Consider the following 22,630-nt stretch of genomic DNA (forward strand, 5'->3'; position numbering starts at 1 on the left):
GCCCACGCCCCCGCCGCCGTTCACGCCAGCAGCGACTCCAGGCCCCCTTCGACGGTGGCGAGCGCCTCCAGTTCGTCCAGGGCGGCCACGGCGGCCGCCGCGGCCGCCGGGTCGCTCTCTGCGAGCCCGCTCTCCTCGAACTCGTCCTCGTCCAGCCGCAGGACGGCCGTGCCGTCGCCCGAGCGCCACAGGTCCAGGTCGAGATCCTCGACGACGAGTTCCCCGCCCGCGAACGTGGCGGGCCGGGTGATGTCGCAGTACCAGCCCTTCAGCGCGCCCCGCGCGTCACGGACCTCCTTCACGGCGTACCACCGGTCGCGCCAGTAGTACTCGGTGAACACGTCACCCGGCTCGAACTGCACGAACCCGAAGTTCCGGACGCCCTCGCCCGCCCAGGCGGCCCGCACCGCCACCCGGACGCCGTCGTCGCTCAACAGCCGCGCGGGGTAACGGATCTTCGTACGGCCGGCCTTGAGCAGGACGACGTCCACCTCGTACGCCTCGCCTGCGGATTCAGCCCAGTTCACGGACATACCGCACCTCCGTCGCGCAGATCTCGTACCCGAACCACTTGTTGACCGCCAGCATCGGGCCGTTGCCGGCGTCGTTGCCCGTGAAGGCCTCCGTGCAGCCGGCGGCACGGGCGCGGTGCAGGGAGTCGTTCTTGGCGAGCTTGGCCAGGCCCCGGCCGCGGAAGGCGCGGGCGGTGCCCGTCATCCCCGTGAAGTAGCGGTCCCGGCCGTCCGTGCGGACCGCGGTGAACGCGGCGGGCGTGCCGTCCACGACGACCACCGTGCTCAGGGAGTGGTCCAGCAGCGGGTGGCGGTAGGTCTCGGCGAGCCACCGCTCGTAGTCGTCGAACTCCGCGTCCAGATCGCCGGGTTCGTCCGCCGACACCTCCGCGTCCAGGTCGAACAGGGGGCGTGGGTCGTCGGCGAAGTCGGCTGCCGTGCGCAGCTGCGCACCCGGGGGCGGTGTTCCGAGCGGCGGGAGGGTGCCATGGGCCAGGTCCAGGCGGAGGAAGTGGGCGGAGCGGCTCGGGGCGTAGCCGCGGCGCTCGGCGAACGCCCGGTTCTGCGGGGTGTCCAGCACCCACGACAGCAGCCGCCTCGCCCCCACCGCCGTCAGCCGCTCCTCGGCCGCGCGCACCAGCAGACCGCCGGCCCCTCGACGTAACCGCCCCGGGTGTACGTAGACGTTCAGAAAGCCCTGGCCCGGCACGGGGCTGTCGTCGGCGATGCCCAGTTGCGCGGTGCCGATCACCTCGCCGTCCGCCTCGGCGACCAGCTGGCGGTAGTGCGCCCCGTCAGGCGCGTGGGCGGCGTCGTGGAGCACGGACTCGGCGGTACCGACCATGAAGGGCAGGGCCAGCCGCCGTACCGCCACGAACGCCTCGGCGTCCGCGGGGTCGGCGGCGCGCAGGGCGCGCACGATCACTGTCATGGGTGCGCACGGTACGGGGGCCGCACGGTGGGCTGCCTCCGAATTTCCGCCGGGTACGGGACAATCGCCGCGTGACCTTGAAGATTCGCATCGTGGAGGGGGGCGCGCCCTACGAGCAGGTGCGCGCCCAGATCTCGGAACAGGCCCACTCCGGCGCGCTGCCCGTGGGGTACCGGCTGCCGACCGTACGGGGGCTCGCCGAGCAGCTCGGGCTCGCGGCCAACACCGTCGCCAAGGCGTACCGGGCGCTGGAGACGGACGGGGTGATCGAGACGCGGGGGCGCAACGGGACGTTCGTGGCGGCCGCCGGCTCGGCCGCGGAGCGCGAGGCCGCGGCGGCCGCGGGGGCGTACGCGGAGCGGGTGCGCCGGCTCGGCCTCGGCGAGGCGGAGGCGCTGGCGGTGGCCCGGGACGCCCTGCGGGCCGCGTACGCGGAGTAGGACCCCCGGGGCGGGGCCCACGACGGGGATCAGGTCCGCGCCGGCCGTGCCGGCCGCGGTGTGCGGGTCGGCCGCAGACCCGCGCTCCGCGCCGCGCTCGCGAACGTCGTCGCGTCCCTCACCGCCGCCGCGTGGGGGTCGTTGTTGAAGTAGACGTAGGCGTCGGAGTCGGCGGGCCAGGTGTCGGCGATGCGGTGGGCCCAGGTCGACAGGGCCTGGCGGCCGTAGTGGGGCCAGGGGCGGGCCCGGCCCTGGTGGAGGCGGAGGTAGCACCAGTCGGTGGTGCGCCAGAGCGGGGTCGCCGGGCGGGACCGGGTGTCGGCCCAGCACAGGGCCGCGCCGCGGGACTCCAGCACCTCACGGATCTCGGGGGTCCACCAGGAGTCGTGGCGGGGTTCGACCGCGATACGGGTGCCGGCGGGGAAGCGGTCCAGGCAGCCGCTCAGGAGGTCCGCGTCGGCCCGCAGGGTCGGTGGCAGCTGGAGCAGGATCGGGCCCAGCCGGTCGCCGAGGCCCTCCGCGTGGCTCATCAGGCGGTGCACCGGCTCCTCGGGGTCCCGCAGCCGCTTGATGTGGGTCAGGTACCGGCTCGCCTTGACCGCGACCACGAAGTCCGCCGGCACCCTCTCCCGCCACGCCTCGAAGTTCTCCTTCGTCGGCAGCCGGTAGAACGCGTTGTTGAGCTCGACCGTGGCGAAGCGGGCCGCGTACTCCTCCAGCCACAGCCGGGTGGGGCAGCCCGCCGGGTAGAGGGCGCCGCGCCAGTCCTTGTACTGCCACCCCGACGTGCCGACGAACAAGGTCATACATCCATGAAAACACCGAAGCGCGACCGCCCACAGGTGACCGCTCCCGCCCGCGGGCGACCGCCTACAGGTACAGGCCCGCGTCCGCCCCGCCCCTCGGCTCCGGCAGCGACGTCGGTGACGTGCCACGGCGCAGCGCGTACAGCTCGGCCAGGGTCGCGCCCTCACGGCCGACCCCCTCGTCCGTGCCGAGCCAGCCCACCGCCTCCGCGCGGGTCAGGGCGCCCACCTCGATCCGGGCGAGACAGCGGCCGGGGCGCACCACGGCGGGGTGCAGGCGCTCCAGGTCCTCGTTGGTGGTGACGCCGACCAGGACGTTGCGCCCCTGGCCGAGCAGGCCGTCCGTGAGGTTCAGCAGCCGGGAGAGCGCCTGGCCCGCCGTGTGCTTGGCCTCGCCCCGGATCAGTTCGTCGCAGTCCTCCAGGAGCAGCAGCCGCCAGCGGCCCTTGCCGGTGGTGTCGTCCTCGCCGATCGCGATGTCCATCAGATAGCCGACGTCGGAGAAGAGCCGCTCGGGGTCCAGGACGCAGTCGACCTGACACCAGTCCCGCCAGGAACGGGCCAGCGTGCGCAGGGCGGAGGTCTTGCCGGTGCCGGGCGGGCCGTGCAGCAGCAGGAGGCGGCCCGCGATGTTCTCGGGGGTCGTCTTCATCAGGCGGTCCATCGCGTCCGCCACGGGCGCCGTGTAGTTCGGCCGTACCTCCTCCCAGGTGCCGGCCGAGATCTGCCGGGTCGTGCGGTGCGGGCCCCGGCGCGGCGAGACGTACCAGAAACCCATCGTCACGTCCTGCGGCTGCGGCTCCGGCTCGTCGGCCGCGCCGTCGGTGGCCTGGCCGAGCACCTTCTGGGCCAGCTCGGCGGTGGTCGCGGTGACCGTGACGTCGGCGCCCCGGTTCCAGCGGGAGATCAGCACGGTCCAGCCGTCCCCCTCGGCGAGGGTCGCGCTGCGGTCGTCGTCCCGCGCGGCCCGCAGCACCCGGGCGTCCGGCGGCAGCAGGGTGGCGCCGGACCGTACCCGGTCGATGTTCGCCGCGTGCGCGTACGGCTGCTCGCCCGTCGCGAAACGGCCGAGGAACAGCGCGTCGACGACATCGGACGGCGAGTCGCTGTCGTCGACGTTGAGCCGGATCGGCAGTGCGTCGTGTGGGTTGGCAGACATGGCGCCATGATCCGTCACCGGGGGCGCCCCGTGCACCCGCTTTCCGCGGCGCGCCGCGGGCTCGACCCGCACGCGGTCCGGCGCGCACACGGGAGTTTCCCCGGAGGCGGCACGCCCCTCCGGGGAGACTCCCGTTCCCACGGCGGTGTTCACGGTCAGTCAGGACACGATCTGCAGCGCAGGGTTCGCGCGTTCTGCTCCCGGCCCACAAGCGGACTGTGCGATCGAGGGTTGTGGCTCAAGGGAGTTGAGTTTTGTCATGCGTATGCCACGCGCGCGCAATCGGGCGGACGTGGTTCGCGGTGGTTCGCGGTGGTTCGCGGTGGATCCGGTCTGTTGCGACCAGGAAAGTATTGACATGGACACTTCCGATCAACGCGCGTAGTTGCTACGACGGTTGAGGCAGAGATCCTGCTAAAGGGAGGTTCCATGAGACGTTCCCGACTTGCGGCATACATGACCTCACTCCTCCTGGCCGTCGGCGTCGCCCTCACCGGGGCCACGACGGCCGAGGCGTCCCAACAGGCCGCCGCCACCGGCTATGTGGCGCTCGGTGACTCCTACTCCTCGGGCGTCGGCGCCGGGAGCTACATCTCCTCCAGCGGCGACTGCAAGCGCAGCACGAAGGCCTACCCGTACCTCTGGGCGGCCGCCAACTCACCCTCGTCCTTCGACTTCACGGCCTGCTCGGGCGCCCGAACGGGTGATGTTCTGGCGCGTCAGCTGGGACCGCTCGGCACGGGCACGGGGCTGGTCTCCGTGAGCGTCGGTGGCAACGACGCCGGCTTCGCCGACGTCATGACCACCTGCGTCCTGCAGTCCGACAGCTCCTGCCTCGCGCGCATCAACACGGCCAAGGCGTACGTCGACTCCACGCTCCCCGGCCAACTCGACAAGGTCTACTCGGCGATCAGCGCGAAGGCACCGGCCGCCCATGTGGTGGTGCTCGGCTACCCCCGCTTCTACCGGCTCGGCGGCACCTGCCCCGGCCTCTCCCAGGCCAAGCGGTCCGCCATCAACAACGCGGCCGACCACCTGAACACCGCGATCGCCAAACGTGCCGCCGACCACGGCTTCACCTTCGGCGACGTCCGCCCGACGTTCACCGGCCACGAACTGTGCTCGGGCAGCGCGTGGCTGCACAGCCTCAACCTGCTGAACACGGGCGATTCCTACCACCCGAAGGCCGCCGGACAGTCCGGCGGCTATCTGCCGGTCCTCAGGAACGCGGCCTGACGGCCCCGTAGGGAGCCACCCCGGTGAGGACCCCGGCCTCGTCGTCGTAGTCGGCGTCGGAGTCGCTGTACTCGCCGGGGTTCTCCTGGTCGTCGCCGGGGGAGGTCCCGCCCGTGGTCGGGGCCTCGGTCTCGCACGTCACCGAGAACGCGACCGCGTTGGACCTCTTGCTCACCGGTCCCCGGACCTCGACGCTGATCTCGTCCGTGTGACTGCCGTTCGTCGAGACGACGACCTGGTCCCGCTTGGTCTTCTCGCCGCCGGCGGAGAAGGACAGTGTCTTCCAGCCGGTGTCGTCGAGCTGGCCGTTCTTCGCCACCCAGCGGTACTGGACGTCCACGGGGACGCTGCCCACGGTGAACGTCGCGGTGAAGTTGGGCACCTGGTCGTCCGGCGGCGGACAGGTGCCGGAGTAGTCGGTGTTCGCGCCCGTCACCGTCACGTCGACCGACTGCGCGGGCGGCTTGGTGGTCGGCTTCTGCTCGGGTGTCTCGGAGGGGGTCTCACTGTCGTCCTCCGTGGCGCCGCCGCCGGGTTCCTCCTCGCCCGTACCGCCGTCGGCCGTCCCGCCGTCGGTTCCGCCCACCGTGCCCGCCCCGTTGGTGGGATTGCCGTTCTTACCACCGTCGTCACGGTTGACCAGGGCGTACGTCAGCCCTGCGACGGCAAGGGCGATCGCCGCGATACCGGCGACCAGGAAGACGAGGGCACGGCGGTTGCGGTCCCGCCCGCCGGCCGGCACCGCGGAGGGGTGCGTCGCCGCGGCCGGGACGGGGCGCGGCGGAGTCGGCGCGCCGTACCGGTTCGTGGTCCGTCCCGTGCCCGCGTTGCCCGCGGCGGGGAAGGCGGCCACCGTCGGGTCGTACGGCGCCGACGCGAGCGTACCGGAGCGCGTGCCGCCCGTGCCGGAGGGCGTACCGCCGGCGCCGATGATCCGCAGGTCCCGCTCGGCCTGCTCGGCGGGCATCCGGTCGGCCGGATCCTTGCGCAGCAGCCCCTCGATCACCGGGGCCAGCGGACCGGCCCGGTGCGGCGGCACAAGCTCCTCGTCGACGACCGCGCGCAGGGTGCTGAGCGGAGTGTTCTGCCGGAACGGGGAGTTGCCCTCGACCGCCGCGTACAGCAGCACGCCGAGGGACCACAGGTCCGACTCGGGGCCGAAGGCCCGGCCGAGGGCGCGCTCGGGGGCGAGGAACTCGGGAGAGCCGATGACCTCGCCGGTCATGGTCAGCGCGGAGCTGCCCTCGACCGTCGCGATACCGAAGTCGGTGAGGACGACCCGGCCGTCGTTGGACATCAGCACGTTCGCCGGTTTCACGTCCCGGTGCAGCACCCCGGCCTCGTGCGCGGCGCGCAGCGCGGACAGCACCTCGGCACCGATGTGGGCGGCGCGCTGCGGGCCGATCGGGCCCTCGGCGTCCAGGAGGTCGGCGAGCGACACACCGCGCACCAGCTCCATCACGATCCACGGGCGGCCGTCCTCCATGGCCACGTCGTACACGGTGACGACATTGCGGTTGGCGACGCGCGCGGCCGCCCACGCCTCCCGCTCCAGCCGGGCGTACATCCGCTCGACGTCGGACACCGGGATCCCGCCCGGCGCCTTCACCTCCTTGACGGCGACCTCGCGGTGCAGCACCTCGTCACGGGCCCGCCACACGGTCCCCATGCCGCCTTCGCCCAGCGGGGTCAGGAGCCGGTACCGGCCCGCGATCACCCGTTCACTGCCCGGTTCTTCGGACACGGCCATCCCCCGTCACTCGCATCCGCCTGAAATCTCCACTCCGTGCGATTTCCCCACAAAAGTAGCTCAGCCGAGTGCGGATGTTGCCCCCCTGAACACCAAACCAGCTCCCAGGGCGACAACCAGCAGGGCCGACATCAACGGCACGGTCCTGCGCACCAGCGCGGCCGTCGGCCCGCCGAGCCGGCCCTCGCCCCGGTCCATCACCCGCGTCACCCAGCCGCCCGCCTTCACGACGGCGTACCCGGCCGCCGTCAACGTGAGCGCCAGCCCGATGCCGTACGCCACCACGAGCAGCAGCCCGAACCAGGCCTTGCCCAGCGCCGCCGCGCCGACCAGGACGACCACGGCCGACGGGCTCGGCACCATGCCGCCCGCGAAGCCGAGCAGGATCGTGCCGCGCAGGGTGGGGGCGGTGGGGTGGGTGTGGGTGAAGCCACCGTGGGTGTGGGTGACGCCGCCACCGAAGAGGGAGCGCTTCTGGGCGGGGGCGTGGTGGTGGTCGTGGTCGTGACTGTGCGGGTGGTCGCGGTTGTGGTCGTGTTGGTGACCGTGACCGTGACCGTGACCGTGACCGTGACCGTGACCGTGACCGTGACCGTGACCGTGACCGTGGTCGTGGTCGTCATCGTGCTGGTGGTCGTGGGTGTGGGCCGTGACCGACGCGTGGGTGTGCGTGCGGGTCTCGCCGTGCGCGTGGCTGGGGGCGGGGGCGGCCTGGGCGAGGACCAGTTCACGGGCGGGCTCGGGCGCGGGCGCGTGGTCGTGCGTGTGGGAGTGGCCGTCGCCGTGGCTGTGGGAGTGACCGTGGTCGTGGTCGCGGTCGTGCTCATGCTCATGATCATGACCGTGGTCGTGATCGTGCGTGTGGCCCTGGTCGTGGGCCTTCGCGTGCGTGAGCGTCAGTTTGCGGTTCAGCCAGGCACGTCGTGCGAGCGACAGCCCCGCGCCCATCACGAACAGGCCGCTCGCGATGCCCAGCCAGGTGATGACGGACGGGGCGGCGGCGGAGCCGGCGAGGACGAGGAGGCCGAGGGCGACCACGCCCAGGGTGTGGGTGACCGTCACGGACGCGGCCATGGGCAGCACGTCGCGCATCCGGGCCCGGTCGCGGGCGGCGGCCGTCGCGGCCATCAGGGTCTTGCCGTGACCCGGGCCGAGCGCGTGCATGGCCCCCAGGAACATGGCGATGCCGAAGGCCAGGGCACCGAAGCCGAGGGTGAGGTCGTGGCTGGAGACCAGGTCGTCGAGGGCCCTGGTCCAGCGGTCGGCGCCCCGCGGCAGGATCGAGGCGCCGGGCGCGTCGCTGCGCTGCTCGGTCAGCGCCGGGCCGCCCGGTTCGACCTGGAGGGACGCCGTCGCCGTGTCCTCTGGCGACTGCAGCAACTCCTCGGGGTAGCTGGTGAGTCGCTCGGAGACCGACTCCTCGGGGACGTCCGAACCGGCCAGGGTCGTCCGGTCGCCCTGGGCGGTGACCTCGCGCCAGCCGGGCCCGGAGTCGACGGCCGCGTGGAAGCGTACGTCGGCGGCCCGGTCGGGCAGGGCGGCCGTCAGCCGGCACTCCACGCGCAGCGTCTTCAGCCCCGCCTGGCCCGGCCGTTCCTCGGCCCGGCTCGACCCGAGCGCCACCTCGACGGCGCTCCCGTCGACCGTGACCTCACTGCCCTCGGCGGCCTTCTCGCACCGCTCCCGGGCCCAGTCGCCCATGCCCTGCCGCTCGATGGCGGGCGCGGCCTGGGTGGCCGGGATCTCCGCCAGGTCCTCGACATGGAGGATCCTCAGCTTCCCGGGGGCGGCGACCAGGCCGTCGTACCGGTTGACGGTGAAGTTGCCCAGCGGGTGCGCGCTCGCCGTCCCGGTGGGGACCAGGACGAGTGCGCAGGCGGCCAGGAACACGGCCGTGCCGGAGGCGAACGCGCGCCGGGGAGTGGTCACTTGGCGGTCTCCAGAGACTTCAGGGCCGTGCGGGCCCGTGCCGCGCCGAGCGGCGAGAAACCGGCGTTGAGGTCGAGCGCCCCCTTCAGCGAGGCCCTCGCCTTCTTCTTGTCGCCGGCAGCGTTCTCGACCATGCCCCGGTGGTACAGGAAGGTCGCGTCCCGGTAGCCGGTGGCGGTGGCGCGGCGGGCGTACGGCAGGGCCTCGTCGTCGCGGCCGTTGACGTGCAGTGCCCAGGCGAGGGCGTCCGCCGTGTGGACCGTCTCCCGGCGCTTCCACTCGGCCTCGGCGGCCTTGAGCGCGGCCTTGCGGTCACCGTGGTCGGCCGCCGCGAGCGCGGTGTCGAGGTCGGCGTTGACGCCGTAGGACCGGGCGATGGCGGTGTAGGCGTCCACCAGCGCGTACTGGTCGCGGGCCTTGGCCTTGTCGCCCTTGGCCTCGTACAGCTCGCCGAGCACGACGAGCGGTCCGGGCAGCGGATAGGAGGCCACGACCTGCTCCAGGCCGCGGATCGCCTCCGCGCGGTCGCCGCTCGCGGCCTGGGCGCGGGCGCGGCCCTCCAGCGCGGGGAGGTAGGTGTCGTCGGCGCCGAGGGCGCGCGCGTAGTGGGTGAGCGCGGTCTTGTAGTCGCCCTGCCGCCAGGCGAGTTGGCCGAGCTGGGTGGCCACGTAGGCGATGTCGCCCCGCGTGGCCGCCGACCTCAGGGCCATGTTCAGGACACGGCGGGCGGTCTTCACGTCGCCGCGCAGTTCGTGGACGTAGGCGTACCGGGTGAACACCGGGATGCCGGGGCGGCGGCTGTCGGCGAGCTTCACCGCCTTCGACGCGTCGTCGTAGCGGCCGAGTTCGACCAGCGCGTCGACGCGGCTGCACAACGCCCGTTCGCTGTAGGGGTTCTCCTTGAGTGCCCGGTCCGCGTACCGCAGCGCGTCGGCGAACTCGTGGCGGGCGGCGGCGAGGGCGGCGAGGCCCGCGAGCGCCGGGTCGTTGTCCGGCCGCAGCTTCAGCGAACGCCGCAGGGCCTTCTCGGCCTGCGGGTAGCGGGAGGAGTCGCCCTTGACCCGGGCCTGCTCGACATAGGCGAGGCCGAGCGTGGACCAGGAACCGAAGTCCTTGGGCTGCTGCCGGAGATGGGCCTGGAGCAGCTTGACCCCCGTGTCGAGGTCGCCGTGGGCGAGCTGGGCCGCCGAGACGCCCTGCGAGGTGGAGGCCGCGACCGTCGTCCGGTCGTCGTCCTTGGCCCCGAGCGCCACGGCGAACCCGGTGAACGCGACGGCCAGCGCGGCCGCGCACGCGGTGAGCCGCACCAGCCGCCGCCGCCCGGACTCGGACGCGGGCCGACGGCCTTCGGCCCCGGGTGCGGACCCGGTCTCGGACTCGGTTTCGGACGCGGGCACGGCCGTGGTGACGTCGGACGAGGCGGTGTCGTCCTCGCAGGCGCGGGCGGGCCCGGCCTGGTCGCGCTCGGCGGCCTCGGTCTCGGGAGTCCCCTCGCCGGGACGCCGACGTCCGTCCTGCGACGCGCTGTCGTTCGTACGCGGGGACATGCCCTCTCCTCAACATCCTTGCCGAGCGCGATGGTGGTGATACTGAGGCGCGGCCCGCGCCGTGGGGGATGGATACGGGCGGGCCGCGCCGGTCTCGGTGACCGGGCCCGATGGGGGAGGGCCCGGTCGGGGCGGCCTAGTAGTAGGCGCGGTCGTTGCGACGGCGCCACCACAGCAGGCCACCGCCGATGAGCAGGACACCGGCCGCGCCGGCGCCGGCCGAGGCGGCGATCAGCGTGGTGTCCTCGGTGCCGCTCTCGACACCGGTACCGATCGCGCTGCGGACGCTGTTCGTGGTGTTGCCCTTGACGGTCTTGCCACGCGAACCGGCCGTCGGCAGACCGACGTACGGGAAGGAGTGGCCGAACTTCTTGTCGTTCTTGTTCACCGCGTCACCCAGGTCGTTGGGCGCGTCGACGAGTTCGCCCTCGACGACCTGCAGCGCGATGTCGATCACGTCGTCGGTGAGCCGGCGTCCGTTCGGGAAGCCCTGGTTGTCGCCGTCCAGCACACCGAGCCGCTTCGGCTTCTTGGTGGGCGCGATGGAGGTGTTGAGGCGCAGTTGCTCCGACGGCGTCACGCGCGGCGGCTGGTTGAGGCCCTCGACGCCCTTGAGGAAGACGTCGACGAGGTCGTTGCGCGGCTCCTTCGGCGCCGGGATCTTGTAGATCGCCTCGATGAGCTTGGGCAGCTCCGGCTCGGTGACGTTCTTCAGGAACTGGGCGTCGTCCGCCGGCGAGGACGCGTTGAACTTGTCCTTGTCCCCGATGGGGTTGACGACCTCGTTCACCAGCGGCATGCCGAGGCGCGACACCTGGCGGTACTGGCCGTCGGCGCCCGCGCGCTGGGTCGTCGACCAGATGCCGACGATCGGCTGGTCCTTGGACTGCACGAGCGCCTCGCTCGGCACCTGCAGGGCGATCGAGTTGACGTTGTAGCCCTTGAGCGTGTCCCGCCCGACCTCGGAGAGGTCACCGCCGTACAGCAGGTCGAAGACGCGCAGGTCCAGGAAGAACGGGTCGTCGGCCTGGCCGGCGTACGTCTTCACCCCGCTCGCCGTCTTGTAGACCGCCTCGTCGCGCAGCTTCTTGAAGTTCGGCATCGAGGCCTTGCCGACGTTCGACGGTGCCACCCACACGTCGTCCGCGAGCCGCGTCTTGGAGACCGCGCGGCGGTTCTTCAGTTTGATGAGCTCGATGTCGTACGTCTGCGTGATGTTCAGGTCCGGGTCGTCGAGGCTCTCCACGACGCCCGTGTTGTACAGGAAGGTCTTGTCGTTCTTCGTCTTCGTGTCGAACGTGTACCGGAAGATCAGGTCTTCCTGGGCGTCGCCGTCCTGGTCGACGCGGATGTCGTACTGCGCGTCCTCGGAGAAGGTGAAGAAGTTCGGTCCGCCCGCGGGCTCCTCGAAGGGGATCCAGTTCGCGATGACCGTCGTCGTGTCCGGGTGGTCCGGGCTGACGAACGCGTACACATCGGTGTTGTCGAACTGGGGCTCACCCGAGATGAGCGGGGCCTCCCGGTGGCTGGAGGCGGAGGCCGCCCCCGGCTCCAGTACGGTCACGCCGGCGGCGGCGAGCCCGCCGGCGGCGAGCGATGCGCAGATGAGGGACGCGACGCTCCTGCGTCCCGAGCCGCTCCTGGAAGTAGGTGTCATGACGTCCGTCCTCTGTGCCAACTTGCCTGACGAACGCCATTCGGAGCGGTCGGCAGGGTGGATTGGTCGAATCCCAAACGTTCTTACGGCGCGTTTGAAAGGTTGACTCAGCGGAGAGCACGATTCGTTGATCCGATGTTCGGATCGGTCGACCGAACACCCGCGTTTCGGGCAGCCTGATCCGTAACCCCATCCGGAGGTGGGTCTGTTGCGAATGCCTTACGCGCGGGGATGGCCGTGCTCGGCCGGAGACGAGGGGGAGCGTGTGGAGGCGGACAAGCTTCTGGTCCGGGTGGCCGGAGGCGATCAACGGGCGTTCGAGGAGCTGTACGCGGTGGTGTCCGGCCCGGTCTTCGGGCTGGTGCGCCGGGTCGTACGCGACCCCGCGCAGTCGGAGGAGGTGGCTCAGGAGGTGCTGCTCGAACTCTGGCGTTCCGCGGGCCGCTTCGATCCGGCCCGGGGCAGCGCCCTGTCCTGGATACTCACCCTCGCGCACCGGCGTGCGGTGGACCGGGTGCGCAGTGCCCGCGCCGCCACCGAGCGCGAACAGCGCGAGGGACGCCGCTACCACCACCCGGCGTTCGACCAGGTCGCCGAGGAGGTCGAGGCCGGCCTCGAACGCCAGTGGGTGCGCCACTGCCTGGACAAGCTGACCACCCTCCAGCGCGAGTCCGTCACCCTCGCCTACTACGACGGCTATACCTACCGTGAAGTGGCCGAGCGGCTCTCCTGCCCCCTCGGCACGGTCAAGACCCGTATGCGCGACGGACTCACACGGCTGCGCGAATGCCTGGGAGGAGTCGCATGAGCGCCCTGATCCACCGCGTGGAACCCGGGGGTCCACGCGCTCGCACGCCCCGCGGGGCGTGCGAGCCGACGGGAGGCGTGGCATGAGCCTCTTCCGCCGCGAGGACCTCCACTCGCTCGCCGCTCCCTACGCGCTCGACGCCCTGGAACCCGACGAGCGGCGCCGCTTCGAGAAGCACCTGGAGGGCTGCGACCGCTGTCCCGCCGAGGTGCGCGCCCTGTCCGAGGACGCCGTCCGCCTCGCCTGGTCGACGGCCGCCCCGGCGCCGGCGGCGATGCGCGAGCGGGTCTTCGCCGCCGTACGCAACACACCCCAGGAAAACCGTTCCTGGAGCGCCCAGCCCTCGCGGCAGCAGCATCTGCCGCGGCATGTGTGGGGCACCGAGCCGCCGCCGAAGTCGCGCGCCCGTGCGCCCCGTCTGCGCTCTTGGCTCGTTCCGCTGGCCACCGTCACGGCCGCCGCCGCACTCGTGGTGGCGTCCCTCTTCGCCGTCCAGGCCGACCGCACCCGGGACGAACTGGCCGCCGAACGGGCACGGGCCAGTGAGATCGCCCACGTTCTCGCCGCGCCGGACGCACGGGCGAGCAACGACCGGGACACGGAGGGTCATGTGATCGGAGTGATCGCTTCCGCCGAGGAGGGGAGCGCGATCGTGACCCTCAGCGGATTCGAGGACCTCCCGAAGAACCGGGTGCACCAGCTCTGGCTCATGCGCCCCGACGTGCAACCACGCTCCCTGGGTCTCTTCGACGGCGACACGCCCTTGGTCGCGGACGGAATGAACACCGACGCGACGTCACTCGCGGTGACCGTCGAACCCGACGGCGGCTCAGCACAGCCCACCGGCCAGCCAGTTGTCCAACTCGCCCTGGAATCGGTCGGATTCGGAGAGTAGTCAACAACCCCCTTGCTGGGTAGAGGAATAGCGGGCCCGTGATTCCCGAGTGCTCCAACGGGGCGATATGGTTACGCTGCCCGGGCCGGGTGGACTCGTACGGGTGGGGAGTGACATGGAACAGATAGCAGTGCGCAGGGCGCGAGTCCCTGCGATCACGTGCGGGAGCACCGCGACCAGTTCGCGGCTCGACCGCCATCTCTCGGTGCTGAGCGGCCCCGCCGTGCCGCAGCGCGAGGCGGCCGAGGCGACTTCGCTGATGCGCGAGATAACGTCACGCTCCCCTCAGGAGCGCAGCAGCCGCAAGGACACGCGCCTCGGCCGGGTCTCGCTGTTCGCACCCCTGAAGAGGCTGCGCCGCACGCTGTTCGGCAGCCGCTAGCCGCCGGCCGCACCAAGGCACCAAGACACCAAGGCATCAAGGGCTTCCGCAGGAGGCCCGCGTTCAGGCGACCACACCGTCCCGGCGCAGCGCTGCGATCTCCTCGTCCGTCATCCCCGCGGCACGGAGCAGCGACCCGGTGTGCTCCCCGAGCGCGGGCACCGCTCCCATCCGCGCCTCGTCCCCGCCGGGCAGCGTGATGGGCGGCAGCAGTGTCCTGAGCGGCCCCACCGGTGATTCCACTTCCCGCCACCGGTCCCGCGCCGCCAACTGCGGATGCTCCGCCACCTCCGTGACGTCCCGCAGCCGCGCACAGGCGATCCCCGCCGCCTCCAGCCGCTCCAGCGCCGCGTCGGTGCCCAGTACCCCGAGCGTCGACGCGACCAGCTCGTCGGTCCGCTCCCGGCGCTCGACCCGGGCCGGGTTCGTCGCGAACGCGGGATCGTCCGCCAACTCCGGGCGCCCCAGCACCTGTTCGGCGAGCCGTCGCCACTCCCGGTCGTTCTGCACCGACAGCAGCACCCGCCCGCCGTCCGCCGTCGCGTAGGCGTCGTACGGCGCGATCACCGCGTGCCCGAGCCCCGTGCGCGCCGGCGCGGTCCCGCCGTGCATCGTGTGGTGCAGCGGATGCCCCATCCACTCGGCCAGCGCCTCCAGCATCGACACCTCCACCGGCCCGCCCCGCCCGGTGGTCCCCCGCCGCACCAGCGCCGCCAGCACTCCCGAGAACGCGTACATCCCGGCGGCGATGTCCGCCGCCGGGATACCCGCCTTCACCGGCTGCTCCGGCGTCCCCGTCACCGACACCAGACCGGCCTCGCACTGCACGAGCATGTCGTACGCCCGCTTGTCCGCGTACGGTCCCGACGCCCCGTAGCCCGAGATGTCCACCGAGATCAGCCGGGGGTGCGCGGCGCACAGCGTGGCCGCGTCCAGGCCGAGCCGGGCCGCCGCGCCGTGCGCGAGGTTCTGCACGAACACGTCCGCGTCCGCCACCAGCCGCCGTACGACGGCCAGGCCGCGCGGGTCCTTCAGGTCCAGCGCCAGGGACTCCTTGCCCCGGTTGCACCACACGAAGTGCGAGGCCAGGCCCCGGGCCGCCGTGTCGTAACCGCGGGCGAAGTCACCGCCGTCCACCCGCTCGACCTTGATCACGCGTGCGCCCAGGTCGGCGAGCTGCCGGGTGGCGAAGGGGGCGGCGACGGCCTGCTCGACGGCGACGACGGTGACGCCGTCCAGGGGTAGCGGTTCGCCGGTGCGGGGGAGTGGACGCATGCCGTGGATCATGTCCCCGCCGGGACGCCGTTGTCATCAGGGCGTGCCGAGCGTCACGTGCCCCTGCGTCCGCCCCGGCTCACCCGGTTCCGGCCCGCCCTCCGCGGGGGGCGGCGGTCACCGGGGACCGGCGGCGTAGGTGCGGACCGCGAGCGGGACGAACACCGCGAGCAGGACGGCGCACCACAGCAGCGACCCGGCGACGGGATGGGCCACCGGCCAGGCGGCGCCCTCGGGGACGGGCGCGTTGCCGAAGAGGTCGCGCAGGGCCGTGGCGAGCGCGCTGATCGGATTCCACTCGGCGGCCGTGCGCAGCCAGCCGGGCAGGCCCTCGGCCGGGATGTACGCGTTGGACAGCAGCGGCAGCAGGAACGTCGCGCCGCCCAGCTGTCCCGCCGCCTCCTCGTTGCGGGTCAGCAGGCCCAGGTAGATGCCCGTCCACACGGCCGCGAACCGAAACAGCAGCAACAGCCCGAACGCACCGGCCGCCTCCGGCGCGCCCCCTTCGACCCGCCAGCCCACCGCGAGCCCGACCAGCAGGAACAGCACCGCCCCCGCGGCCGTGACGAGCACGTCCGCCAGCGCCTGTCCGAGCGGCACGGCAGCCCGGCTCATCGGCAGGGCGCGGAAGCGGTCCATCACGCCCCGGTGCGTGTCCCGCGCGGCCTCGAACATGCCGGTCATGATCCCGCCGGCGGCCGTCGCCACCAGCAGACCGGGCACCAGGAACCGCCGGTACTCCTCACCCGGCACCGCGAGGGCACTGCCGAAGACGTACCCGAAGAACAGCAGCATCGACACGGGCATGGTCTGCGTCAGGATCAGCAGTCCGGGGTTGTTCCGCAGCCGTCGCAGCTGCCGGCCCAGCATCGCCGTGCCGTCGTACGCCAACGCGTTCATGCCGCAGGCTCCTTGAGGTCGGAGTGGTCGCAGAGGTCCGGGCCGGTGCCCCCGGTGAGGCGGAGGAACACGTCGTCGAGGGTCGGCGGGCGCAGACTGGCGTCGAGCAACGGCACGTCCGCCGCGTCGAGTTCGCGCACCAGCCGGGGGAGGGTGAGTGTCGGGTCGAGGGTGACCGCGCCGACCGCGTGTCGCTCGTCGTCGAACGAGGGCCGCGCGCCGGTCAGTCGGTCGAGGACGGCCGCGGCGCCGGTCATCGCGTCCGTGTGGGCGACGACGACCTCCGCGTAGGAGCCGATGAGCGCCTTGAGCTCGGGCGGTGAGCCGCTGTGCGCGATACGGCCCCGGTCCATCAGGACGATCCGGTCCGCGAGTTGGTCGGCCTCCTCCAGGTACTGCGTGGTCAGCAGCACGGTCGTCCCGTCCTCCTTCAGGGCGCGCACGGCGTCCCGGATCTGGTTGCGGCTGACCGGGTCCAGTCCGGTGGTGGGCTCGTCGAGGAAGAGCACCGCCGGGCGCCGGATCAGGCTGGCCGCCAGATCGAGCCGGCGGCGCATACCGCCCGAGTAGGTGGAGGCGGGCCGGTCGGCGGCCTCGGTCAGGCCGAAGCGGTCGAGGAGTTCGCCCGCGCGGCCGGCCGTGTCGCGGACGCGGTGCAGCCGTGCGAACAGCCGCAGGTTCTGGCGCCCCGTCAGATCGCCGTCCACCGACGCGTACTGCCCCGTCACGCCGATCGCCCGCCGGACCGCGCCCGGCTCCCGCAGCAGGTCGTGACCCGCGATCCGGGCCGAGCCCGCGTCCGGCCGTAGCAGTGTCGCCAGCAGCCGTACGGCCGTCGTCTTGCCCGCACCGTTCGGGCCGAGCATCCCGACCACCGTGCCCTCCGCCACGGCCAGATCGAGCCCGCGCACGGCGTGGACGTCTCCGAAACGCTTCTCCAGACCCTCACTAAGTACAGCGTACGTAGTTGTCATGGGTCGACCATAGCGCACTACGTACGCTGTACGTAACTACGATGGTGATCGAGGTGATGACCGATGGCTGGCCGAGCGGCCGAACCCGCAGTGATCTGGGCGCGCCCCGAGCGCACCGGCCGGGGCCCCAGGCCCGCGTTCAGCCGCGCGGACATCGCGGCGGTGGCCGTGCGGCTCGCCGACGCGGGGGGTCTCGACGCGGTCTCCATGCGGCACGTCGCGGCCGAACTGGGCTGCGGCACCATGTCGCTGTACAACTACGTGCCCCGCAAGGAGGACCTGTACGAACTGATGGTCGACGCGGTCGCCGGGGAGCACGAGCTGTGGGAACCCGGCGAGGACTGGCGGGCCGAGCTGCGACGGGTGGCGTACCAGACGCGTGACCTGCTGCGCCGGCACCCGTGGATGCCTCGGCTCATGTCGCCGGTCTACGGGTTCAGCCCCCACGCGATGCGCTACCTGGAGCACTGCCTCGCCTGCATGGATCCGCTCGACGCGCCCTACGGGACGAAGATGCAGCTTCTGGGCATGCTGAACGGCTGCGTGACGACCTATGTGGCGAACGAGCTGGCGACGGCCGAGCGGGTGCGGTCACTGCCCTGGTCGGAGGACCGGGAGAACGAGGTCAGGATCGCCTATCTCGGGGCGCAGATCGCCGGCGGGGCCTACCCTCGGCTGGCCGCGGCGTTCATGGAGGACGCGGGGCCGATCGATCTGGAAGCCGTGTTCGAATGGATGGTGGGGAGGGTGCTGGACTCGTTCGCGCCGTAACCGGCCCTACAGCAGCGTGAACTGACCCTCCGGCCCCTCCTCCTGATGGTCCAGGACCGACGCGGGCCGGCGGGCGGACTCCGGGACCGGGAGCACACCCGCTCCACGCAACTCCGCCGTCGTGATCGGCCGGCCGACCGCCGGCTCGGCCTGCCCGGGGCGCAGTTCCGCCAGCAGCGCCAGCACCGTGACCAGTTCCAGCAGCTCCGACGTCCAGGTCTGCGGCCACGTCGCCGGGCGGATCGCCTCCAGCGTGCCCGGCTCCGCCTGTTCCGTTCTGCGGGCCAGCCACTCCTCCAGCACACGGACGCCGCCGACGTGGAGGTCCCACGCCTCGGACGGGACGGGGGAGATACGGCCCTCGTCGATGAGGAGGGTCTCCTCGTCGCGGTCGTAGCGGATCTCCACGGGCCGGGAGGGAAGCGGTGCGCGCACGTACGGACGGCGGCCACCGGGGAGCCTGGGACGGTCGCCGTCGCGGCGCATCAGCCACAGGGTCCGGCGGCCCAGCTCCACGCCCTCGGACCAGACGTCCGCCTCGGCGGGCAGCGGAACCCGGGTGCCGCGGGGGCCGGAGCGCGCGGCGACCAGGATCCAGGCGAGGACGTCGACGGGATCGACGGGACCGGCGCCCAGACGCTCGCCGAGGTACTCCGCCAGGCCCGGTGCGAGGTTCGGCTCGACGGCCCCCGGGCGGCGGTACAGCGGGTGGACACGGCCGGCGCGGGGGCCGTGCGGCGGGGCGAGCGGAAGCACGGCCGACGCGAGGAGGAGGGGGCCGGGCGCGTCCGGGGTGACCGTCTGCTCGACCACGAAGACCTGGTGCTCGTCCGCCACCCGCCACAGCTCCGGACGGGCGGCGTCGATCAGGCGGTGGTCGGGGATGAGCCACTGCTCGTCGAACGGGGCGGCCAGGACACGGACCGGCTCGGCGCAGGGGCCCGACTCACGGGCCAGCCGGCCGGTGCCGCCGGACCGGCCCGGCAACTGGGCCACCGCCGAGGACGGGGTACGGGAGCGGGTGGGCGCGAACAGGGCCTCGCGGTCCGGGCCCTCGGCCTTCATCAGCGCGTCCCAGCGGGCCCTCAGGGAGGCCGCGTCGGGGGCCGCCGGCCACCCCCGCCCCAGCCGTGGCGGTGCGACCGACCACGGCATCAGGTCCGCGAGGAGCGGAGCGTCGTCGAGCGTCACGCTGGGCATCGTACGACCTGGTCCTCCGGGTCAGTGGGCGTCGAGGGTGACCGTGAACGAGAAGCGGTCGCCGCGATAGTGGATGACCGCCACGTCGAGGACGCGGCCGGTGTCGTCGTAGGTGACACCCGTGTAGTGCAGGATCGGGCTGAGCAGCGGGACCTGGAGGAGGCGGGCCGTCTCCGGGTCCGCGAGACGGGCCTCGACGGTGTCGGTGATCCGGCCGATGGCCACACCCACGACATCGCGCAGGACCTTCGTCATCGGCCAGCGGAGCAGATCGTCGCGGTCGATGAGCGCGGCCAGCTCGGGACGCACGTAGTTGCGGGCGTGGTTGGTCGGCTCGCCCGTCTTCTCGTCGCCGCGCAGCCGGTGGTACGTGGCGACCTCGATCAAGTCCGGGAAGTACTCGACGAGTTCACCCGACAGGGGGGTGCTGCCCTGGTCCAGCAGCTCGGTCGTCATGCCCGACTGCTGGGCCACGATCGCGTCCACCGAGCCCAGCAGACGGACCGGCGAGCCCCGCCGGGCGCTCGGCTCGATGAACGTGCCGCGCCGGCGGTGCCGGGTGATCAGCCCCTCGCCCTCCAGCTCCTTCAGAGCCTGCCGCATGGTCAGCACGCTCACGCCGTAGTGCCCGGCCAGCTGCTCCTCGGTCGGCAGCCGCAGGGGGTCCTGGGGCGACCGGCCGAGTATCGAGGCACGCAGGGACTGCGACACCTGATACCAGAGCGGCAGTTTGCGGTTCAGGACGATCGAGTCCGGAGCGAATGAGGTCACGACGCTATCCGTACCCGGCGCGACACGTTCAGTGCAACGGGCCGAAGTGGCGCTGGAGCCCGGACCACACCTCGTCGTACCCCCGTTGCAGGTGCTCCGCGCGGGCCGCCTGCGCGGTCATGAGGATCGGCCAGCGCGTCTCGAACATGAAGGCGAGGCCGTCGTCGACCCGCTGCGGCCGCAGCTCCGCCGCGCTCGCCCGGTCGAAGGTCTCCCGGTCCGGTCCGTGCGCCGACATCATGGAGTGCAGCGAGCCGCCACCGGGCACGAAGCCCCCTTTTCCGGCAGCCTTCGCGTCGTACGCGCCCTCGATCAGACCCATGTACTCGCTCATCACGTTCCGGTGGAAGTACGGCGGCCGGAAGGTGTCCTCGCCGACCAGCCAGCGCGGCGCGAACACGACGAAGTCCACCCCGGCCAGACCGGGGGTGTCGCTCGGTGACGTCAGTACCGTGAAGATCGACGGGTCCGGGTGGTCGTACGAGATGCTCCCGATGACGTTGAAACGCCGCAGGTCGTAGACGTACGGCGTGTAGTTGCCGTGCCAGGCGACCACGTCGAGGGGAGAGTGGCCGTAGGTGGCCGTCCAGAGGTTGCCGCAGTACTTGTTCACCACCTCCACCGGGCCCTCGACGTCCTCGTACGCGGCCACCGGCGCCCGGAAGTCGCGGGCGTTCGCCAGGCCGTTGGCGCCGATCGGGCCGAGGTCGGGGAGGCGGAAGGGGGCGCCGTAGTTCTCGCAGACGTAGCCGCGGGCGGAGCCGTCGAGGAGATCGACGCGGAAACGGACGCCCCGGGGGATCAGGGCGATCTCGCCGGGCTCGGCGTGGAGCAGGCCGAACTCGGTGCGCAGCAGCAGGCCGCCGCGCTCCGGGACGATCAGGAGTTCGCCGTCCGCGTCGCTGAAGACCCGCTCCATCGGCCTATCGGCGTGATACAGGTGCACGGCCATGCCCGAGCGCTGGGCCGCGTCGCCGTTGCCGCCGAGCGTCCACAGGCCGGCGAGGAAGTCGGTGCCGGCCGGGGGCTCGGGGAGAGGATTCCAGCGCAGGCGGTTGGGGTCGGGCACCGTCTCCGTGAAGGGAGCCGTGCGCAGGGCGCCGTTGCCGGTGCGCGTGAAAGCCGGGTGGGCGGCCGAGGGGCGGATCCGGTAGAGCCAGGAGCGGCGGTTGTGGGACCTCGGCTCGGTGAACGCGGTGCCGCTGAGCTGCTCCGCGTAGAGCCCGAGCGGGGCGCGCTGCGGGGAGTTGCGGCCGTGCGGCAGCGCGCCCGGGACCGCCTCCGTGGCGTGCTCGTTGCCGAAACCGGAGAGGTACTCCAGCCCCTCGGCCGTCTTCCTCGCGTCCCCGCTCATGCCCGCTCCCTCACCGCTCTCGATTCCTATGCTTCACCGTAGGATTCGGTCGAGGCGGACGCAAGGGGACGAGGCGGCAACCGGACGCCGGTGGATGTCGACAGATCGGGTGCATCGGGCCGAGGGGGAGAACCGGATCGACGGGGGATCCGTCCTGTCCGTGCGGTGCTCTAGTCTCCCGGCAGGCTGTGGACGTGCGGATGTCCGCAGCCGGTGGTGCCCCACGGCCGAGCGGGAGCGGCGGCGCCGACCGTACGGATTCGGAAGGGCTCAGCGGGCCCGGCGTCCCCGACCACCACACCCACCCCATCGGCGGAAAGGCATCTTGGCTTCCTCCCCCTCGTGAACGAGGCGGATTCCTACGGCTCGCGCCGTGGGGTTTTCTGCTTCGTCGCCGACTGCCCGCCCGGAGAACTCCGTTGAGGTCTTACGCCAGCTCCACAGACTGTCACCGCCAGCCCGGCGGCCAGAAGGTTCTTCGCCGCGTTCACGTCCCGATCATGGGTCGTGCCACAGCTGTCGCACGCCCACATACGGACGCCTCTCACAAATTAGCATCGATGTGTGTGAAACCTAGGCCTCCAGGTCAGAGTGCCGGGATCCACCTTGGCGGATCCCGGCTCCTTGCCCTGCTCCGCAGGGACTTCGTTCCCTCCGCCCCCCGGTTGAAGCCGAGGGGATCCACGAAAGGACTCCGATGAAGCCCGTGTCCCAGGCGGCCTCCCTGCGTCGCGCACCCGTGCAGCGGCGCAGTGCCGAACGGCTGACCAGGATTCTCGACGCCTGCGCCGACCTCCTCGACGAGGTGGGCTACGACGCGCTGAGTACCCGCGCCGTGGCGTTGCGCGCGGGTGTGCCCATCGGCTCCGTCTACCGCTTCTTCGGCAACAAGCGCGCGATGGCCGACGCGCTCGCCGACCGCAACCTCGACCGTTTCACCGACCGGGTCACCCGCCGCCTCCAGGCGATGGGCGGCCGGGACTGGCGCACCGCGATGGACGCTGTCCTCGACGAGTACCTCGACATGAAGCGCAACGCCCCCGGCTTCGCTCTCATCGACTTCGGCAACCAGATCCCCGTCGGCGGCCTCCGGCAGGAACCCAACCACCGTGTCGCCGACCGGCTGTCCGAACTGCTCTCCGCGTTCATCGACCGAACCCCCGACGAGGACCTCCGCCGCACCTTCCTCATCGCCGTCGAGACCGCCGACACCCTCGTCCACCTGGCCTTCCGGGTCTCCCCGGAGGGTGACTCGCGGATCATCCAGGAGATGCGGGAACTGCTTCGGGCGTATCTGGCGCGCGTGCTGGACCGATTCCCTCCGTGAACAGCC

21 protein-coding genes and 1 pseudogene are annotated in these 22,630 nt (G+C 72.2%); 7 read left to right on the forward strand and 15 right to left on the reverse strand.

Translation table 11 applies throughout. The features are described 5' to 3' along the window. Positions 1-20: 20 nt before the first annotated feature. Both STRBO_RS0114865 and STRBO_RS0114870 read right to left on the reverse strand, forming a co-directional pair. Positions 21-533, reverse strand: coding sequence for a ribonuclease FAU-1 family protein (locus STRBO_RS0114865; RefSeq protein ID WP_020114389.1), 513 nt, complete (start codon positions 531-533; stop codon positions 21-23). After that, the gene (locus tag STRBO_RS0114870; protein ID WP_005485048.1) at positions 514-1,443 is read right to left on the reverse strand and encodes a GNAT family N-acetyltransferase; all 930 of its coding nucleotides are present in this window, start codon (positions 1,441-1,443) and stop codon (positions 514-516) included. Before STRBO_RS0114870 ends, STRBO_RS0114865 begins: the two co-directional genes overlap by 20 nt. A gap of 71 nt (positions 1,444-1,514) precedes the next feature. Between STRBO_RS0114870 and STRBO_RS0114875 the strand changes: the two genes are divergently transcribed. After that, positions 1,515-1,883 carry a GntR family transcriptional regulator gene (locus STRBO_RS0114875; protein ID WP_020114391.1) on the forward strand — a complete coding sequence of 123 codons (369 nt, stop codon included), beginning with the start codon at positions 1,515-1,517 and terminating at the stop codon, positions 1,881-1,883. Positions 1,884-1,912: 29 nt separating this feature from the next. Here the strand turns inward: STRBO_RS0114875 and STRBO_RS0114880 are convergent, their stop codons facing one another. Together STRBO_RS0114880 and STRBO_RS0114885 are read right to left on the reverse strand one after the other, a co-directional pair. Then, positions 1,913-2,689, reverse strand: coding sequence for a DUF72 domain-containing protein (locus STRBO_RS0114880; RefSeq protein ID WP_005485050.1), 777 nt, complete (start codon positions 2,687-2,689; stop codon positions 1,913-1,915). Between the two features lie 64 nt (positions 2,690-2,753). Continuing rightward, positions 2,754-3,848: a DUF5925 domain-containing protein gene (locus tag STRBO_RS0114885; protein WP_005485051.1), complete on the reverse strand. Its 1,095-nt coding sequence runs from the start codon at positions 3,846-3,848 to the stop codon at positions 2,754-2,756. A gap of 429 nt (positions 3,849-4,277) precedes the next feature. On the opposite strand from STRBO_RS0114885, the gene STRBO_RS0114890 reads away from it, so the two are divergent. After that, the gene (locus STRBO_RS0114890; RefSeq protein ID WP_028796660.1) at positions 4,278-5,084 is read left to right on the forward strand and encodes an SGNH/GDSL hydrolase family protein; all 807 of its coding nucleotides are present in this window, start codon (positions 4,278-4,280) and stop codon (positions 5,082-5,084) included. Here STRBO_RS0114890 and STRBO_RS0114895 read toward each other — a convergent pair. The 4 genes from STRBO_RS0114895 to STRBO_RS0114910 all read right to left on the reverse strand — a co-directional run bounded on the left by STRBO_RS0114895 (position 5,068) and on the right by STRBO_RS0114910 (position 11,967). Further along, the gene (locus tag STRBO_RS0114895; RefSeq protein WP_005485053.1) at positions 5,068-6,834 is read right to left on the reverse strand and encodes a serine/threonine-protein kinase; all 1,767 of its coding nucleotides are present in this window, start codon (positions 6,832-6,834) and stop codon (positions 5,068-5,070) included. The two genes, STRBO_RS0114890 and STRBO_RS0114895, sit on opposite strands and share 17 nt — an antisense overlap. 60 nt (positions 6,835-6,894) lie before the next feature. Then, positions 6,895-8,763, reverse strand: coding sequence for a HoxN/HupN/NixA family nickel/cobalt transporter (locus STRBO_RS0114900; protein WP_005485054.1), 1,869 nt, complete (start codon positions 8,761-8,763; stop codon positions 6,895-6,897). Then, complete coding sequence (locus STRBO_RS0114905) at positions 8,760-10,310, reverse strand: tetratricopeptide repeat protein (protein ID WP_005485056.1); 1,551 nt, start codon at positions 10,308-10,310, stop codon at positions 8,760-8,762. The genes STRBO_RS0114900 and STRBO_RS0114905 overlap by 4 nt, the downstream gene beginning before the upstream one ends. A 136-nt stretch (positions 10,311-10,446) precedes the next feature. Next, on the reverse strand, positions 10,447-11,967 hold the full coding sequence (locus STRBO_RS0114910; RefSeq protein ID WP_020114392.1) for a DUF4331 domain-containing protein: 1,521 nt from the start codon (positions 11,965-11,967) through the stop codon (positions 10,447-10,449). Positions 11,968-12,232: 265 nt separating this feature from the next. Between STRBO_RS0114910 and STRBO_RS0114915 the strand changes: the two genes are divergently transcribed. The 3 genes from STRBO_RS0114915 (at position 12,233) to STRBO_RS0114925 (ending at position 14,052) form a co-directional block, all read left to right on the forward strand. Next, positions 12,233-12,775 carry a sigma-70 family RNA polymerase sigma factor gene (locus tag STRBO_RS0114915; protein WP_005485063.1) on the forward strand — a complete coding sequence of 181 codons (543 nt, stop codon included), beginning with the start codon at positions 12,233-12,235 and terminating at the stop codon, positions 12,773-12,775. A gap of 82 nt (positions 12,776-12,857) precedes the next feature. Continuing rightward, positions 12,858-13,670: an anti-sigma factor gene (locus STRBO_RS0114920; protein WP_005485064.1), complete on the forward strand. Its 813-nt coding sequence runs from the start codon at positions 12,858-12,860 to the stop codon at positions 13,668-13,670. A gap of 115 nt (positions 13,671-13,785) precedes the next feature. Then, positions 13,786-14,052: a hypothetical protein gene (locus STRBO_RS0114925; RefSeq protein WP_028796661.1), complete on the forward strand. Its 267-nt coding sequence runs from the start codon at positions 13,786-13,788 to the stop codon at positions 14,050-14,052. 63 nt (positions 14,053-14,115) lie between these two features. Here STRBO_RS0114925 and STRBO_RS0114930 read toward each other — a convergent pair whose 3' ends face one another. The 3 genes from STRBO_RS0114930 to STRBO_RS0114940 form a co-directional block, all read right to left on the reverse strand. Further along, on the reverse strand, positions 14,116-15,339 hold the full coding sequence (locus STRBO_RS0114930; RefSeq protein ID WP_005485066.1) for a CaiB/BaiF CoA transferase family protein: 1,224 nt from the start codon (positions 15,337-15,339) through the stop codon (positions 14,116-14,118). Positions 15,340-15,444: 105 nt separating this feature from the next. Next, the gene (locus tag STRBO_RS0114935) at positions 15,445-16,227 is read right to left on the reverse strand and encodes an ABC transporter permease (RefSeq protein ID WP_005485067.1); all 783 of its coding nucleotides are present in this window, start codon (positions 16,225-16,227) and stop codon (positions 15,445-15,447) included. After that, complete coding sequence (locus STRBO_RS0114940; RefSeq protein WP_005485068.1) at positions 16,224-17,201, reverse strand: daunorubicin resistance protein DrrA family ABC transporter ATP-binding protein; 978 nt, start codon at positions 17,199-17,201, stop codon at positions 16,224-16,226. Before STRBO_RS0114940 ends, STRBO_RS0114935 begins: the two co-directional genes overlap by 4 nt. A gap of 63 nt (positions 17,202-17,264) precedes the next feature. On the opposite strand from STRBO_RS0114940, the gene STRBO_RS0114945 reads away from it, so the two are divergent. After that, positions 17,265-17,972 (forward strand): TetR/AcrR family transcriptional regulator, encoded by a 708-nt coding sequence (locus STRBO_RS0114945; protein WP_005485069.1) that lies wholly within the window; start codon positions 17,265-17,267, stop codon positions 17,970-17,972. Between the two features lie 6 nt (positions 17,973-17,978). On the opposite strand, the gene STRBO_RS0114950 is transcribed toward STRBO_RS0114945, so the two are convergent. The 4 genes and pseudogenes from STRBO_RS0114950 to STRBO_RS41640 form a co-directional block, all read right to left on the reverse strand. Then, a complete protein-coding gene (locus STRBO_RS0114950; protein ID WP_020114396.1) occupies positions 17,979-19,172 on the reverse strand; it encodes a type ISP restriction/modification enzyme in 1,194 nt (397 codons plus the stop codon). A gap of 21 nt (positions 19,173-19,193) precedes the next feature. Continuing rightward, a complete protein-coding gene (locus STRBO_RS0114955; protein WP_005485071.1) occupies positions 19,194-19,943 on the reverse strand; it encodes a GntR family transcriptional regulator in 750 nt (249 codons plus the stop codon). A 28-nt stretch (positions 19,944-19,971) separates the two neighbouring features. Next, a complete protein-coding gene (hmgA, locus tag STRBO_RS0114960; RefSeq protein WP_005485072.1) occupies positions 19,972-21,297 on the reverse strand; it encodes a homogentisate 1,2-dioxygenase in 1,326 nt (441 codons plus the stop codon). A gap of 359 nt (positions 21,298-21,656) precedes the next feature. Continuing rightward, positions 21,657-21,836: pseudogene (locus STRBO_RS41640) on the reverse strand (zinc ribbon domain-containing protein); the annotation flags it as partial. Positions 21,837-21,994: 158 nt separating this feature from the next. On the opposite strand from STRBO_RS41640, the gene STRBO_RS0114965 reads away from it, so the two are divergent. Further along, on the forward strand, positions 21,995-22,624 hold the full coding sequence (locus STRBO_RS0114965) for a TetR/AcrR family transcriptional regulator (RefSeq protein ID WP_005485073.1): 630 nt from the start codon (positions 21,995-21,997) through the stop codon (positions 22,622-22,624). The last annotated feature ends 6 nt before the right edge of the window (positions 22,625-22,630 follow it).

Origin of the sequence: Streptomyces bottropensis ATCC 25435 (assembly GCF_000383595.1) — a bacterium.
Classification (GTDB): domain Bacteria; phylum Actinomycetota; class Actinomycetes; order Streptomycetales; family Streptomycetaceae; genus Streptomyces; species Streptomyces bottropensis.